Consider the following 14682-nt stretch of genomic DNA (forward strand, 5'->3'; position numbering starts at 1 on the left):
CCCATGGAGTTCGAGAAGGGCCCCGACGACCCGGCCACGCGCCACGAGAACCCGCTCGTGAAGCTCGCCCTCGAGCTCGGACCGCTCGGCGTGTTCTTCTTCGCCAACGCCCGGGCCGACATCTTCACCGCCACCGCGGCCTTCATGGCGGCGATGGTGGTGTCGCTGGCGATCTCGTGGACGTTGACGCGGCGGCTCGCCGTGATGCCGGTGGTCACCGGCGTGGTCGTCCTGGTGTTCGGCACCCTGACGCTGGTGCTGCACGACGACACCTTCATCAAGATGAAGCCGACCATCGTCAATGGCCTGTTCGCGGCCGTCCTGCTCGGCGGACTCGCCTTCGGCAAGGCGCTGCTCGGCTACGTCTTCGACGGCGCCTTCCGGCTCGACGCGGCGGGCTGGCGCAAGCTGACGCTGCGCTGGGGCCTGTTCTTCGTCTTCCTCGCCGTCGTCAACGAAGCGGTCTGGCGCACCCAGACCACCGACTTCTGGGTCGCCTTCAAGGTCTGGGGGATCATGCCGATCACCCTGGTCTTCTCGGCCCTGCAGCTGCCCCTGATGAGCCGCCACGCCCTCGACCGGGATTGATCGATCGCCGTCAGTCGAGGCCGCCGCGCAGGGCCGCCGCGGTCGCGACCGGGCCGACCACGGCGGCGACCAGCGACACCGCGGTCAGAAGCAGGAAGGGCGTGCGGAAGGCGGCGGGGTCGAAGGCCACCGCCACCGAGGCCGACACGCCGAAGATCAGCACCGGGATGCAGAAGGGCAGCACCAGGATCGGCACCAGGAGGCCGCCGCGGCGCAGCGACACCGCCAGACCGGCGCCGATCGAGCCGATCAGCGTCAGCGCCGGCGTGCCGACGGCCAGCGTCGCCATGGTCGAGCCGATCTCGGCGGGGCGCATCGCCAGGAACAGGGCGAACAGCGGCGCGGCCAGCACCAGCGGCAGGCCGGTCGCGGTCCAGTGCGCCGCCGCCTTGACCAGCACCACGAGTTCGAGCGGCCGGCCGGAGGCGACGATCAGGTCGAGCGCGCCATCCTCGCGGTCGGCTTCGTAGAGGCGGTCGAGCCCGAGCAGGGTGGCGAGCAGGGCGCCGATCCACAGAACGGCCGGTCCGAGCCGGGACAGCAGGTTGAGGTCGGGTCCGACCGCGAAGGGGATGACCGACACCACGATCAGGAAGAACAGCACGCCCATCAGGGCGCCGCCGCCGACGCGGACCGCGAGCCGGAGTTCTCGCAGGAACAGGGCGGTCCAGGTGGTCACGCCACGGCCTCCGCGCCGGCGGGCGACAGCCGCAGCACCCGGGCCCGCGGCAGGTCGAGCGGCAGGTGGGTCGCCGCGATCAGCGCGCCGCCGGCGGCGACATGGGCGCGCATCAACTCGAGGAGACGGCGCTCCGAGGCGGTGTCGAGGGCGGCGGTCGGCTCGTCGAGCAGCCAGAGCGGGCGGCGCACGGCGACGAGGCGGGCGACCGCGAGCCGGCGCCGCTGGCCGGCCGAGAGATAGGCGGCGGGCAGGTCGGCGAGATCGGCGAGGTCGACCGCGTCGAGCGCCGCGTCGACCGGAAGGCCGCCGTCGGCGCCGAGGAAGTCGCGCCAGAAGGCGAGGTTCTCGGCGACCGAGAGCGCCGCCTTGAGGGCGTCGCGATGGCCGAGGTAGTGGCAGTGCGGGGCGACGTCGGTCTCGTCCTCGACGCCGTCGCCGATGACGCGGACCTCGCCCGCGGCGGGCCGGACGAGGCCGGTCAACGCCCGGATCAGGGTGGACTTGCCGACGCCGTTCGGGCCGACCAGCGTCATCGCCTCGCCGGGGGCGAGGGTGAAGGAGACGCCGTCCAGCACCCGCCGGCCGCCACGCTCGACGGCGAGGTCGCGCACCACCAGACGACGGGCCGGCAGCGTCGTCCCGGGATCTGGTGAAAAGGCGGGCATCGGTGGCGGCGATCCGGAGAAATTACGGGCAGCGCGGGGCCTTGAGACCGTCACGACAGCCGCTTCATATAGACTCACGTCATCCTAGTCACGCGGGTTGAAATTCACTATAAGGCCCGCGGGTTCTGAGGTCGGGATACGACCTTTACGTAAACGTCACTGGTTTTTCGCCCCGACGGCACCGCTTCACCGCTCGAAAAACCGGTGGCGGAGACGGCCCGGGGGCACCGGGTCCCGGGCGTCGCGCCCTCCCGCGCGGCAGTCCGGTCCCGGCCGACGGGCCACCCGCCGTCCAACCAAGGAAAGAGGGACCGTTCGCCGATGTCCTCGCTCGACAGCTTCAAGTGCCGCAGGGAACTCACCGCCGGCGGCAAGACCTACGTCTACTACTCCCTGACGGAGGCGGAGAAGAACGGTCTTTCCGGCGTCTCGCGCCTGCCCTTCTCGCTGAAGGTGCTGCTCGAGAACCTGCTCCGTCACGAGGATGGCCGCACGGTGACCGCCGAGGACATCAAGGCGGTGGTCGAGTGGCTCGGCCCGAAGACCTCCACCCAGGAGATCGCCTTCCGCCCGGCCCGCGTTCTGATGCAGGACTTCACCGGCGTGCCCGCGGTGGTCGACCTCGCGGCCATGCGCGACGCCATGGTGGCGCTCGGCGGCGACCCGTCCAAGATCAACCCGCTGGTGCCGGTCGACCTCGTCATCGACCATTCGGTGATCGTCGACGAGTTCGGCAACGCCGCCGCCTTCGCGCGCAACGTCGAACTGGAATACGAGCGCAACGGCGAGCGCTACCGCTTCCTGCGCTGGGGCCAGCAGGCCTTCGACAACTTCCGCGTCGTGCCGCCGGGCACCGGCATCTGCCATCAGGTCAACCTCGAGTATCTCGCCCAGACGGTCTGGACCCGCTCGGAGAACGGCTCGGAGGTCGCCTATCCCGACACGCTCGTCGGCACCGACAGCCACACCACCATGGTCAACGGCATGGCCGTGCTCGGCTGGGGCGTCGGCGGCATCGAGGCCGAGGCGGCCATGCTCGGCCAGCCGCAGTCGATGCTGATTCCCGAGGTGGTCGGCTTCAAGCTGACCGGCAAGCTGAAGGAGGGCGTCACCGCCACCGACCTCGTGCTGACGGTCACCGAGGCGCTGCGCAAGCTCGGCGTGGTCGGCAAGTTCGTGGAGTTCTACGGCCCCGGCCTCGACGCCATGAGCCTCGAGGACCGCGCGACCATCGCCAACATGGCCCCGGAATACGGCGCCACCTGCGGCTACTTCCCGGTCGACGCCGAGACGGTGCGCTTCCTCTCCGACACCGCGCGCGATCCCGCCCGCGTCGCCCTCGTCGAGGCCTATGCCAAGGCGCAAGGCCTGTGGCGGACCGCCGAGACGGCGGACCCGGAGTTCACCACCACGCTGTCGCTCGACCTTTCCGACGTCGAGCCCTCGCTCGCCGGTCCGAAGCGCCCGCAGGACCGCGTGCTCCTGAAGAACGCCAAGGAGGGCTTCCTGAAGTCGCTCGCCGGCGAGTTCAAGAAGACCGAGGCGGGCGAGCGCGCCAAGGTCGGCGGCACCGACTTCGACCTCGGCCACGGCGACGTGGTGATCGCGGCGATCACGTCCTGCACCAACACGTCGAATCCCTCGGTGATGATCGGCGCCGGCCTGCTCGCCCGCAACGCGGTCAAGAAGGGCCTGACGTCCAAGCCGTGGGTGAAGACCTCGCTGGCGCCCGGAAGCCAAGTGGTCGGCGAGTATCTCGCCAAGTCCGGCTTGCAGCCCGACCTCGACGCCCTCGGCTTCAACCTCGTCGGCTACGGCTGCACCACCTGCATCGGCAACTCCGGCCCGCTGCCGGAGGCGATCTCGAAGACGATCAACGCCGCCGATCTCGTCGCCGCCGCGGTGCTGTCGGGCAACCGCAACTTCGAGGGCCGCGTCAATCCGGACGTGCGCGCCAACTACCTCGCCTCGCCGCCGCTCGTGGTCGCCTACGCCCTCGCCGGCTCGCTGCAGGTGGATCTCACCACCGAGCCGCTCGGCACGGGCTCCGACGGCCAGCCGGTCTACCTCAAGGACATCTGGCCGACCTCGCGGGAGATCGCGGAGTTCATCCGCGCCAACGTCACCCGCGAGATCTTCGAGAAGAAGTACGCCGACGTCTTCAAGGGCGACGACAATTGGCAGGCGATCTCGGTCGCGGCCGGCCAGACCTTCGTCTGGGACGACAAGTCGACCTACGTCCAGAACCCGCCCTACTTCGTCGGCATGGGCCGCAAGCCGGGCGACGTCACCGACATCGTCGGCGCCCGCGTGCTCGGCCTGTTCCTCGACTCGATCACCACCGACCACATCTCCCCGGCCGGTTCGATCAAGGCGGCGAGCCCGGCCGGCAAGTACCTGCAGTCGAACGGCGTCGCGCCGGCCGACTTCAACCAGTACGGCACCCGCCGCGGCAACCACGAAGTCATGATGCGCGGTACCTTCGCCAACATCCGCATCAAGAACCAGATGGTGCCGGGCGTCGAGGGCGGCGTCACCGTCCACTATCCGGACGGCGCGCAGGCGCCGATCTACGACGTCGCCATGCAGTACCGCCACGAGGGCGTTCCGCTGGTGGTCTTCGCCGGCAAGGAATACGGCACCGGCTCGTCGCGCGACTGGGCGGCCAAGGGCACCAACCTCCTCGGCGTCAAGGCCGTGGTGGCGCAGTCCTTCGAGCGCATCCACCGCTCGAACCTCGTCGGCATGGGCATCGTCCCGCTGGTGTTCAAGGACGGCGAGAGCTGGCAGACGCTCGGCCTGAAGGGCGACGAGACCGTGACCATCCGCGGCCTCGAGACCGTCAAGCCGCGCCAGACGCTGACGGCCGAGATCACCTTCGCCGACGGCTCCACCAAGGCCGTCGACCTCGTCTGCCGGATCGATACGCTGGACGAGCTCGACTACTTCCGGAACGGCGGCATCCTGCACTACGTGCTGCGCCAGCTGGCGGCCTGACCGGCCGCCCGGCATCCGGGCCGACCGTGAAATGAAGAGGGCCCGCCGGACGATCCGTCCGGCGGGCCCTTCGCTTGTCGTGAACGTCTTGCGATCGGCGGTATCAGGCGGCGGTCGCGGCGTAGGCGGTGGCGGCGGCGACGATGACGCACGCCTGCGCCATCAGGCTGGCGCGGCCGAAGCCGCCGAGGCCGAGGCGCTCGGCGAGGTCGCGCAGGCCGGCGTCGACCGCCGGGAACACCTGGACCAGGAGACCGGCGGCGGCGAGCAGCAGCGCCGCCGAGATGCCGAAGCCGAAGGCGGCGACGACGACCCAGACGGCGAAGGTGACGCCGTGGATCACGCTCATCACCTGCAACGGATCGGCATGGTCGTCGAGGGCGGTCGCGGCGAAGCGGCCGCCGAGGCGGCACAGCACGCCGGCGGAACCGGCCGAGACCACGGAGCCGACGGTGACCAGGAGGCCGAGCAGCGTCAGCGAGAGCGGGGTGGCGGCGTCGATCATGCGGGTTGGTCCTGCACCGTTGTCGTTCTCGTCGGTGGCTCCTTGTCGCACGACACCCCTCGAGATCAGGCCAACGCCGATCCGAACATTTTTACGGTGCCGATAACGCCGGCTTCATCCTCACGGCCGCCACCCACGGTCGCCGTCCGGTCGCCGCGGACGACGTCCGCGTCCCGCTCAACGCGGCAGGCCGGCGTAATATTCCGCGAGCGCCTCGATCTCGTCCTCGGAGAGGCCGCGGGTCATCACGCGCATCTCGTGGTGGCGGCGGGTGCCCGCGTGGAAGGCGCGCAGCTGGTTGGCGAGGTAGAGGAGGTTCTGCCCGGCGAGGTGGGGCACCTCGGCGTCGCGGGCGATGCCGTCGACGCCGTGGCAGGGCTCGCATTCGGCGACGAGGCGGGCGAGGTCGGGTTCCGCCGCCCCGGCCGGTCCGACGAGGGCGACGGTCAGCGCCGCCGCCGCGAAAATCCGTGCGTTCATCGCCCGTCTCCCGTCCGATTCGGCGGCCGGCCCGTCGCCGACCGGCTCCACCCTACCAATTGACGAGACGGAATCGAGGCTTCCGGGCCCCCTTGTCGAACGAAAGTTCGAAGCTCCGGGCGTGGACGCCCCTGGGGGTGGCGGCCATAATGCCGGGCATCGAACAGGGGGCGTACCGCCGCGGGAGGACGGTCGGCGGAGCCCCCGCCAGGGAGGTCCCCGAAGATGTCCGGCGAAGTGTTTCCGGTTCCCGCGAGCGTGGCCGAGGCCGCCTACGTGGACGATGCGGCCTATCGGGCCATGTACCAGCGCTCCGTCGAGGATCCCGACGGCTTCTGGGGCGAGCACGGCAAACGGCTCGACTGGATCAAGCCGTACACCAAGGTCAAGGACACCCGCTACGCGCCGGACGTCTCGATCAAGTGGTTCGAGGACGGCACGCTCAACGTCTCGGCCAACTGCATCGATCGCCATCTCGCGACCCGCGGCGACAAGACCGCGATCATCTTCGAGGGCGACGATCCGAACGACAGCCGCCACATCACCTACCGCGAGCTCCACGCCGAGGTCTGCCGCTTCGCCAACGTGCTGAAGGCGCACGGCGTGAAGAAGGGCGACCGGGTCACGATCTACCTGCCGATGATCCCCGAGGCGGCCTACGCGATGCTGGCCTGCACCCGCGTCGGCGCGATCCACTCGATCGTGTTCGCCGGTTTCTCGCCGGACAGCCTCGCCGGCCGCATCGAGGACTGCGCCTCGAAGATCGTGCTGACGGCGGACGAAGGTCTGCGCGGCGGCCGCAAGGTGGCGCTGAAGGCCAACGTCGACGCGGCGCTCGCCAAGATCGGCGGCGTCGAGACCGTGGTGGTCGTCAAGCGCACCGGCGGCGCGATCGCCATGACCGAGGGGCGCGACGTCTGGTACCACGAGGAGGCCGCCAAGGTGCCGGCCGACTGCCCGCCCGAGGAGATGAACGCGGAGGATCCGCTGTTCATCCTCTACACCTCCGGCTCGACCGGCAAGCCGAAGGGCGTGCTGCACACCACCGGTGGCTATCTCGTCTACGCCTCGATGACGCACCAGTACGTCTTCGACTATCACGACGGCGACGTCTACTGGTGCACCGCCGACGTCGGCTGGGTCACCGGCCACAGCTACATCGTCTACGGCCCGCTCGCCAACGGCGCGACCACGCTGATGTTCGAGGGCGTGCCGACCTGGCCCGACGCCGGCCGATTCTGGCAGGTGGTCGACAAGCACAAGGTCAACATCTTCTACACCGCGCCGACCGCGATCCGTTCGCTGATGGGCGCCGGCAACGACCACGTGACCAAGACCTCGCGCGCTTCGCTGCGGATCCTCGGGTCGGTCGGCGAGCCGATCAACCCCGAGGCCTGGCTCTGGTACCACAACGTCGTCGGCCAGCAGCGCTGCCCGATTGTCGACACCTGGTGGCAGACCGAGACCGGCGGCATCCTGATCACCCCGCTGCCGGGCGCGACCGCCCTGAAGCCGGGCTCGGCGACGCGGCCGTTCTTCGGCGTCCAGCCGGCGGTGGTCGACGCCGAGGGCAAGTTCCTCGAGGGCGCGACCGAGGGCAACCTCGTGATCACCGACTCGTGGCCCGGCCAGATGCGCACCATCTACGGTGACCACGAGCGCTTCGAGCAGACCTATTTCTCGACCTACAAGGGCCTCTACTTCACCGGCGACGGCTGCCGCCGCGACGAGGACGGCTACTACTGGATCACCGGCCGCGTCGACGACGTCATCAACGTCTCGGGCCACCGCATGGGCACCGCCGAGGTCGAGAGCGCCCTCGTCGCCCATCCGAAGGTGTCCGAGGCGGCCGTGGTCGGCTATCCCCACGACATCAAGGGCCAGGGCATCTACTGCTACGTCACCCTGATGGCCGGCGAGGAGCCGACCGAGGCGCTGAAGAAGGAACTCAAGGACTGGGTGCGCCGGGAGATCGGCCCGATCGCCACGCCGGACCTGATCCAGTTCGCCCCCGGCCTGCCGAAGACCCGCTCCGGCAAGATCATGCGCCGCATCCTGCGCAAGATCGCCGAGAACGAGTTCGGCAGCCTCGGCGACACCTCGACCCTGGCCGATCCGGCCGTGGTGACCGACCTGATCGACAACCGCCAGAATTTGAAGTGAGAGGGCGGGTGGCCCGAACCTCATTGGGCCGCGGCCTTTGTTGAATGCTACTGAAGGGCTCCGATGGCTTCGTTCCATCGGGGCCCTTCTTCATTGCCGGGAACGATCTTCTCGTTCCGAACCCGCCGCGTATGCGTCTCCCAGTTTGCCTTCCGGACCGCGGAGCGCTCGAGGCCCCGACCGCGGCCGTAGACTCGCGCCCCTCTAAGCGAGCAGGGGGATCGGACGATGCGCGACAGGCTCTTCGTCCTCTTCGGACGGTCGGTGCGGCTCGAAGCGGAGGGACCGGTCGCCGTCCTGGCCGTGGTCGCGATTCTGGTCGCCGCGATGCTGCTGCGGTGAGGCGGCTGCCTTTTCCGTTTGCATCGCCCTGCCCGCCGCGCGATCATGACAGGCGGGTGACGGGGCGGCTCCGGTTCGGGAGGTGCGTTTGGCAGACGCTGCAGACGACGACAGGTTCTCGGCCGAACTGATCCCGCTGCGCCCGCGCGGTTCGGCCTCTCCCGGGACGGCGCCCCTCCAGAACGCTCCCCACGCCGGACCGCCGGCGCGCGAAAAACCCTTCGTTGCCTTCGACCGCCACGAGCTGTCAGAGATCCTCAAGGTCTACGGCCGCATGGTCGCCGCCGGGGAATGGCGCGACTACGCCATCGACACGCTCGCCGATCGCGCGGTGTTCTCGATCTTCCGCCGCAGCACCGAGATGCCGCTCTACCGCGTCGAGAAGAACCCCAAGCTCGCCCGCCGCCAGGGCGCCTACGCCGTGATCTCGCAGACCGGCGTCATCCTGAAGCGCGGCACCGACCTCTCCCGTGTGATCCGGGTGATCGACAAGAGCGTGTCGCTGGTCGACGCCTGAACGGTCGGCTGTTCGCGTCGCCCATCTCAGCCCACGGGAGGGGTCTCGTCACCGTCGCCGAGCGGGCGACGCATCAGCATCTGGTCGAGCCAGCGGCCGTGCTTCCAACCGACCGCGGGCGCTACCCCTACCGGCGTGAAGCCCGCCGCCGTGTGCAGGCCGATCGAGGCGGCGTTGGCGCTGTCGCCGATCACCGCCACCATCTGGCGGAAGCCGCGGGCGGTGCAGGCGTCGATCAGCGCCGCGAGCAGCCGGCGGCCGACGCCGCGGCAGTGCAGGGCCGGCGCGACGTAGATCGAATTCTCGACCGTGAAGCGGTAGGCGGCGCGCGGCCGGTAGCTGCCGGCGTAGGCGTAGCCGGCGAGGACGCCGTCCGCCTCGGCGACCAGATAGGGATAGCCGGCGTCCGTCAGCTCCTCGAAGCGGCGCAGCATCTCCGCGTCGTCGGGCGGATCGAGTTCCCAGGTGGCGGTACCGTGGAGGACGGCGTCGCGGTAGATCGCCGCGATCGCGGGAAGGTCGGACGGGGTGGCGGGACGGATCGTGACGTCGGACATGGCGGACCGGTCTGAAGGCTGTCGGAACGGTCTCCTTCGACCACGCCGGCGCCGCGGTGCCAAGTTCTCCGCCGCTGCGACCATTAAAAAAGGGCGCGGGATGGTCTCCCGCGCCCTCGGCGAACCGTCGTCGGTCCGGATCGTCGTCAGTCGCGCTGCTGGCCGAACAGCTGGAGCAGCATGACGAACATGTTGATGAAGTCGAGGTAGAGCTGCAGCGCGCCCATGATCGCCTTGCGGCCGGTGGTCGCGTAGTCGTCGCCCTCGAAATACATCTCCTTGATGCGCTGGGTGTCGTAGGCGGTCAGGCCCGCGAACACCAGCACGCCGATCGCCGACACGGCGAAGCCGAGCGCCGACGACTGCAGGAAGATGTTGACGATCGACGCGATCACGATGCCGAACAGGCCCATGATCAGGAACGAGCCGAAGGCCGAGAGATCGCGGCGGGTGGTGTAGCCGTAGAGGCTGAGCGCGCCGAAGCTCGCCGCCGTAACGAAGAACACCTGCGCCACCGACTGGCCGGTGTAGACCAGGAAGATCGACGACAGCGACAGGCCGACCAGGGCCGAATAGCCCCAGAACAGCGCCTGGGCCGCGCCGACGCTCATGCGGTGGATGCGGAAGGACAGGAACAGTACCGCGATCAGCGGGGCGAACATGATCACCCAGCGCAGCGGGCTCGTGAAGATTGCCGCGCCGAAGCCGGTCAGCAAAATGTTGCCGGCCTGAGCAACCGCGTTCGACGGATCGGTGGTAACCGCCGCACTGAAGGCGCCGATGGCGGCGAGGCCCGTCACCACGAGGCCGATGGCCATGTAGTTGTAGACCTTGAGCATGTAGGACCGGAGGCCCTGGTCGATGTCAGCGGCCCTGTCGGGCGCCACCGAGCCGTAGCGCATCTGGGCGTTGCGATCGGGGAATGCCATGGACCGTAACCCTTTCTGACCCTCTGGGAAGCGAGCGGCCCGCCGTTCGGGCGGACCTCGTCCCGGAATATGGGCGACACATTCCCCCCTCACAAGGGCGCGAAATCCGTGAATCCGCGGAGGGCGCAATGAAACTTCCGTCATGTGACGCCGAAGGTCCCGCCCGGACGCCCGCTACCGCCGCGAGTCTCCGGCGAGAGGCGGCTCGCGAAGCCGCCGCTCACAGGTCCCGCAGCACCGGTGCGGCCTTGCGGCCGAGGATGCGCCAGGTGCCGACGAGGCCGAAGCCGACCGTCAGCACCAGGGCGGAGCCGGCCGCGAGCGCGGCGACCGAGAGGTCGAGCACCGGCGGGATCTTCATGATGCCCTCGAGCACGCCATAGGCGGCCGCGGTGCCGGCGACGATACCGAACAGCGCCGCGGCAAGGCCGAGCAGCATGTACTCGGCGACGAAGGCGGCGAGCACCCGGGCGCGGGTGGCGCCGAAGGTCTTCAGCAGCACCGCGTCGTAGATTCGCTGGCGGTGGCCGGAGGCGAGGGCGCCGGCGAGCACCAGCACCGAGGCGACCAGGGCGACGCTCGCCGCCGCCCGGATCGCCAGAACGAGGTCGCCGACGAGGTCGTTGACGGCCGAGAGCACGTCCTTGACGCGGACGACGGTGGCGGTCGGGTAGGCGGCGACGACGGCCTTCATCAGCCCCGCCTCCTGTTCGCGGCTGCCGCCGCCGGGCAGGGCGGCGGTGGCGAGCACCGAATGCGGCGCGCCGGCGAAGGTGTTCGGCGAGAACACCATGACGAAGTTGATCGCGAGCGACTCCCACTCGACCCGGCGGGTGTTGGCGATCCGCGCCGTGAGCTCGCGGCCGAGCACGTTGACGGTGACGTCGTCGCCGACCTTCAGGCCGAAGCGGTCGGCGAGCTCGGCCTCGAACGAGACCAGCGGCGGGCCGGAATAATCCTTCGCCCACCACGTGCCCTCGGCGAGCGCGCCGCCGCGCGGCGGGGTGTCGGCGTAAGTGACGCCGCGCTCGCCGTCGAGCGCCCAGCGGGAGTCCGGCGGGGCGTCGATCTTGTCGACCGGCACGCCCTTCAGGGCGGTCAGGCGGCCGCGCAGCATCGGCACCCGCTCCAGCGTGGTGCCCGGCACGGTCTTCTCGACGAGGGCGGCGAAGCCGTCGGCGTCGGTCGACTGGACGTCGAGGAAGAAGAAGTTCGGCGCCTTCTCCGGGATCGTCGAGGTGAGCTGGGCCCGTAGCGAGCCGTCGATCAGCGCGAGCGTGACGAGCAGCGCGAGGCCGAGGCCGAGCGACAGGATCACCGACAGGGTCAGGCCGCCGGGGCGGTGGATGTTGCGCAGCGCGAGGCGCAGGCCCGTCGAGCGCACCGGCGGCGCCCGCCGCGCCGCCGCCATCACCGCGTGGGCGACGCCCGCGAGCAGCACGAAGGTGACCGCGATCGCGGCCACGAAGACGGTGGCGACAAAGCGGTCGTAGGCGGCGGTGATGGTGAGGGCGGCGAGCGCCACCACCGCCGCCGCGGTGGCGAGGCGGTAGCGCCAGCGCGGCCAGCGCCGTTCGGGCGCGACGCGGTCGCGGAACAGCGCCGCGACCGGCACGTCGTGGGCGCGGCCGAGCGCCCAGAGCGCGAAGGCGAGGGCGGTGACGACGCCGTAGAGCGCGGCGAGCGCCAGTTCCGAGGGGTAGACGCCGATCTCGATCGGCAGGTCGAGCGCCGCGGCGAGGACGTCGCCACCGAAGGTGGCGAGCAGGAGCCCGGCGGCGAGGCCGATCGCGACACCGATCGCGGTGATCGCCTGGATCTCGATAAGGTAGATTCCGACGACGAAGCCCCCCGGCGCGCCGAGCGCCTTGAAGGCGGCGATGCTGTCGCGTTTGCGGTCGACGAAGGCCTTGACCGCGTTGGTGACACCGACGCCGCCGACCACCAGGGCGGTGAGGCCGACCAGCGTCAGGAATTCGGCGAAGCGTTCGACGTTGCGCTTCAGGCCGGGCGAGGCGTCGTCGCGGCTGGCGATGCGCCAGCCGGCCTCGGGGAACGCGGCCTCGACGGCGGTGCGCACCGCGGCGACCCGCTCGTCGGTCGGCTCGCCTGCGAGCTTCAGCCGGGTCTGCCACCGAACGAGACTGCCGGGCTGGACGAGGCCGGTGGCGTCGAGGGCGGCGCGGCTCATCATGACGCGCGGGCCGAAGTCGATGCCGCTGCCGATCTTGTCGGGCTCGGCGGCGACCGTGGCGGTCACCACCATGGTCGCCCGGCCGATCGTCACGGCGTCGCCGACGGCGGCGTCGAGGCGGGCGAGCAGCAGGGGATCGACGGCGACGCCGAAGCGGCCGTCGGGACGCGGGGCGAGGGCATCGGCGAGCCGGACCGGCTGCTCGAAGGCGACCGTGCCCGACAGCGGATAGGCGTCGTCGACCGCCTTGATCTCGACCAGGGCCGAGGTCGCGCCGTCGCCGGTGCGCGCCATCGAACGCAGGCTCGCGATCGTGGAGGTCCGGCCCTGGCCGTCCAGGAAGGCAGCCTCCGCGGACGAGGGCATCCGCTGGCTGAGGGTGAAGGAGAGGTCGCCGCCGAGGATGGTGCCGCCCTCGCGGGCGATGCCTTCGGTGATGCCTCGCGTCACCGAGCCGACGCCGGCGATGGCGGCGACGCCGAGGGCGATGCAGGCGACGAAGATGCGGAAGCCGGAAAGGCCGCCGCGCAGTTCGCGCCGGACGAAGCGGAGGGCGGCGGCGAAGGGCGGCGCGGTCGGCGCGGCGACGAAGGCGCTCATCTCGGCTCCGGGTCAGACGGTCGCGACGGCGCGCGGGGCGAGGCGGACGTCCTCGACGATCTCGCCGGAGCGCATCGCGATGCGGCGGTCGCAGCGGTCGGCGAGGGCGCGGTCGTGGGTGACGATCACCAGCGTGGCGCCGCGGCGGGCCTTGGCGGCGAACATCAGCCGGACGATTTCCTCGCCGGTCTCGGCGTCGAGGTTGCCGGTGGGCTCGTCGGCGATCAGCACGGCGGGTTCGGGGGCGAGGGCGCGGGCGATGGCGACGCGCTGCTGCTCGCCGCCGGACATCTCGGCGGGATGGTGGTGCAGCCGGTGGCCGAGGCCGACGGCGGCGAGCTCGGCCTCGGCGCGGGCGAAGGCGTCGCGGCGGCCGGCGAGTTCGAGCGGCACGGCGACGTTCTCGAGCGCCGTCATGGTCGGCATCAGGTGGAAGGACTGGAACACGATGCCGATCCGGCGGCCGCGGAAGCGGGCGAGGGCGTCCTCGTCCATGCGGTCGAGCCGCTCGCCGGCGATCTCGACGCCGCCGCGGTCGGCGCGTTCGAGGCCGGCCATCACCATCAGCAGTGTCGACTTTCCGGAGCCGGACGGACCGACGATGCCGACGCTCTCTCCGGGGGCGACGGAGAGGCCGAGACCCTTCAGGATGTGGACGCGGGCGGCACCGCTGCCCAGACTGAGGTCGACGTCGGACAGGAGGATCTGCGGTCTTTCCAAGATCGGGTCCTATATCGGGTGCGGCGGCGTCGGTGCCGGTCAACGGATATGGGTAGACGAGAAATGGCTTCCAGGTTCGGTCACGATGCGGTGAGCGCGGTTTTCGCGATGGTGCTGGCCATCATGGCCGCGCTGCCCGCCGCCGCGGCGCCGATGACGATCCTCGCGCTCGGCGACAGCCTGACCGCCGGCTACGGCCTGCCGGCCGCCGAAGCCTTCCCGACCCGCCTCGAGGCGGCGCTGAAGGCGAAGGGCCGCGACGTCCGCATCGTCAACGGCGGGGTCTCCGGCGACACCGCCAGCGGCGGGCTGGCGCGGCTCGACTGGTCGCTGACGCCCGACGTCGAGGGCGTGATCCTCGAACTCGGCGCCAACGACATGCTGCGCGGCGTCGATCCGGCCGAGACGCGCAAGGCGCTCGACGCCATCCTCGGCAAGCTGTCGGCGCGCGGGCTGCCGGTGCTGGTCGCCGGGATGCGGGCGGCACCCAACCTCGGGCCGGCCTTCCGTGACGCCTACGATCCGATCTACCCGGATCTCGCGGCAAAGCACGGCGCGCTCCTCTACCCGTTCTTCCTCGACGGCGTCGCCGCCGACGCCGCCCTCAACCAGGCCGACGGCATCCACCCGAACGTCAGCGGCGTAGACGTCGTGGTCGAGCGGATCCTGCCGGCGGTGGAATCGTTGATCGATCGGATCGAAAACTCTCGTTAGACACCGGCACCCGCGCTCGCCAGGATCCG

Annotated in this window: 13 protein-coding genes; 5 read left to right on the forward strand and 8 right to left on the reverse strand. The window is 70.5% G+C overall.

What is annotated here, in order from left to right:
• The first annotated feature begins 3 nt into the window (after positions 1-3).
• Complete coding sequence (locus tag EDD54_RS14770) at positions 4-588, forward strand: septation protein A (protein WP_126540370.1); 585 nt, start codon at positions 4-6, stop codon at positions 586-588.
• A gap of 10 nt (positions 589-598) precedes the next feature.
• On the opposite strand, the gene ccmB is transcribed toward EDD54_RS14770, so the two are convergent.
• Positions 599-1267, reverse strand: a complete 669-nt coding sequence (ccmB, locus tag EDD54_RS14775) for a heme exporter protein CcmB (RefSeq protein ID WP_126540371.1) — start codon at positions 1265-1267, stop codon at positions 599-601.
• Complete coding sequence (gene ccmA / locus EDD54_RS14780) at positions 1264-1935, reverse strand: heme ABC exporter ATP-binding protein CcmA (RefSeq protein ID WP_126540372.1); 672 nt, start codon at positions 1933-1935, stop codon at positions 1264-1266. The genes ccmB and ccmA overlap by 4 nt, the downstream gene beginning before the upstream one ends.
• Positions 1936-2256: 321 nt before the next feature.
• Here ccmA and acnA point away from each other — a divergent pair, with 321 nt between their 5' ends.
• The gene (acnA, locus tag EDD54_RS14785) at positions 2257-4932 is read left to right on the forward strand and encodes an aconitate hydratase AcnA (protein WP_126540373.1); all 2676 of its coding nucleotides are present in this window, start codon (positions 2257-2259) and stop codon (positions 4930-4932) included.
• 103 nt (positions 4933-5035) lie between these two features.
• Here the strand turns inward: acnA and EDD54_RS14790 are convergent, their stop codons facing one another.
• Both EDD54_RS14790 and EDD54_RS14795 read right to left on the reverse strand, forming a co-directional pair.
• On the reverse strand, positions 5036-5437 hold the full coding sequence (locus EDD54_RS14790; RefSeq protein WP_126540374.1) for a hypothetical protein: 402 nt from the start codon (positions 5435-5437) through the stop codon (positions 5036-5038).
• 177 nt (positions 5438-5614) lie between these two features.
• The gene (locus EDD54_RS14795; protein WP_126540375.1) at positions 5615-5917 is read right to left on the reverse strand and encodes a c-type cytochrome; all 303 of its coding nucleotides are present in this window, start codon (positions 5915-5917) and stop codon (positions 5615-5617) included.
• A 225-nt stretch (positions 5918-6142) separates the two neighbouring features.
• Between EDD54_RS14795 and acs the strand changes: the two genes are divergently transcribed.
• Complete coding sequence (gene acs / locus EDD54_RS14800) at positions 6143-8080, forward strand: acetate--CoA ligase (RefSeq protein WP_126540376.1); 1938 nt, start codon at positions 6143-6145, stop codon at positions 8078-8080.
• A 430-nt stretch (positions 8081-8510) separates the two neighbouring features.
• On the forward strand, positions 8511-8939 hold the full coding sequence (locus EDD54_RS14805; protein ID WP_321184080.1) for a DUF2794 domain-containing protein: 429 nt from the start codon (positions 8511-8513) through the stop codon (positions 8937-8939).
• Positions 8940-8965: 26 nt separating this feature from the next.
• Here the strand turns inward: EDD54_RS14805 and EDD54_RS14810 are convergent, their stop codons facing one another.
• The 4 genes from EDD54_RS14810 to EDD54_RS14825 all read right to left on the reverse strand — a co-directional run bounded on the left by EDD54_RS14810 (position 8966) and on the right by EDD54_RS14825 (position 13942).
• Positions 8966-9496, reverse strand: a complete 531-nt coding sequence (locus EDD54_RS14810) for a GNAT family N-acetyltransferase (protein WP_126540377.1) — start codon at positions 9494-9496, stop codon at positions 8966-8968.
• A gap of 146 nt (positions 9497-9642) precedes the next feature.
• Positions 9643-10425, reverse strand: coding sequence for a Bax inhibitor-1/YccA family protein (locus EDD54_RS14815; RefSeq protein ID WP_126540378.1), 783 nt, complete (start codon positions 10423-10425; stop codon positions 9643-9645).
• A gap of 220 nt (positions 10426-10645) precedes the next feature.
• Positions 10646-13219, reverse strand: a complete 2574-nt coding sequence (locus EDD54_RS14820) for an ABC transporter permease (RefSeq protein WP_126540379.1) — start codon at positions 13217-13219, stop codon at positions 10646-10648.
• 12 nt (positions 13220-13231) lie between these two features.
• On the reverse strand, positions 13232-13942 hold the full coding sequence (locus tag EDD54_RS14825; protein ID WP_126540380.1) for an ABC transporter ATP-binding protein: 711 nt from the start codon (positions 13940-13942) through the stop codon (positions 13232-13234).
• Positions 13943-14062: 120 nt separating this feature from the next.
• Between EDD54_RS14825 and EDD54_RS14830 the strand changes: the two genes are divergently transcribed.
• Positions 14063-14653, forward strand: coding sequence for an arylesterase (locus EDD54_RS14830; RefSeq protein ID WP_126541874.1), 591 nt, complete (start codon positions 14063-14065; stop codon positions 14651-14653).
• Positions 14654-14682 lie beyond the last annotated feature (29 nt).

The organism is Oharaeibacter diazotrophicus (assembly GCF_004362745.1).
Taxonomy (GTDB): Bacteria; Pseudomonadota; Alphaproteobacteria; order Rhizobiales; family Pleomorphomonadaceae; genus Oharaeibacter; species Oharaeibacter diazotrophicus.

Excerpts from the sequence above, each read along its gene's own strand:
- EDD54_RS14770 (WP_126540370.1), top strand. The coding sequence starts at position 4 with ATGGAGTTCGAGAAGGGCCCCGACGACCCGGCCACGCGCCACGAGAAC.
- ccmA (WP_126540372.1), bottom strand. The coding sequence starts at position 1,935 with ATGCCCGCCTTTTCACCAGATCCCGGGACGACGCTGCCGGCCCGTCGT.
- acnA (WP_126540373.1), top strand. The coding sequence starts at position 2,257 with ATGTCCTCGCTCGACAGCTTCAAGTGCCGCAGGGAACTCACCGCCGGC.
- EDD54_RS14790 (WP_126540374.1), bottom strand. The coding sequence starts at position 5,437 with ATGATCGACGCCGCCACCCCGCTCTCGCTGACGCTGCTCGGCCTCCTG.
- EDD54_RS14795 (WP_126540375.1), bottom strand. The coding sequence starts at position 5,917 with ATGAACGCACGGATTTTCGCGGCGGCGGCGCTGACCGTCGCCCTCGTC.
- acs (WP_126540376.1), top strand. The coding sequence starts at position 6,143 with ATGTCCGGCGAAGTGTTTCCGGTTCCCGCGAGCGTGGCCGAGGCCGCC.
- EDD54_RS14810 (WP_126540377.1), bottom strand. The coding sequence starts at position 9,496 with ATGTCCGACGTCACGATCCGTCCCGCCACCCCGTCCGACCTTCCCGCG.
- EDD54_RS14815 (WP_126540378.1), bottom strand. The coding sequence starts at position 10,425 with ATGGCATTCCCCGATCGCAACGCCCAGATGCGCTACGGCTCGGTGGCG.
- EDD54_RS14820 (WP_126540379.1), bottom strand. The coding sequence starts at position 13,219 with ATGAGCGCCTTCGTCGCCGCGCCGACCGCGCCGCCCTTCGCCGCCGCC.
- EDD54_RS14830 (WP_126541874.1), top strand. The coding sequence starts at position 14,063 with ATGGCCGCGCTGCCCGCCGCCGCGGCGCCGATGACGATCCTCGCGCTC.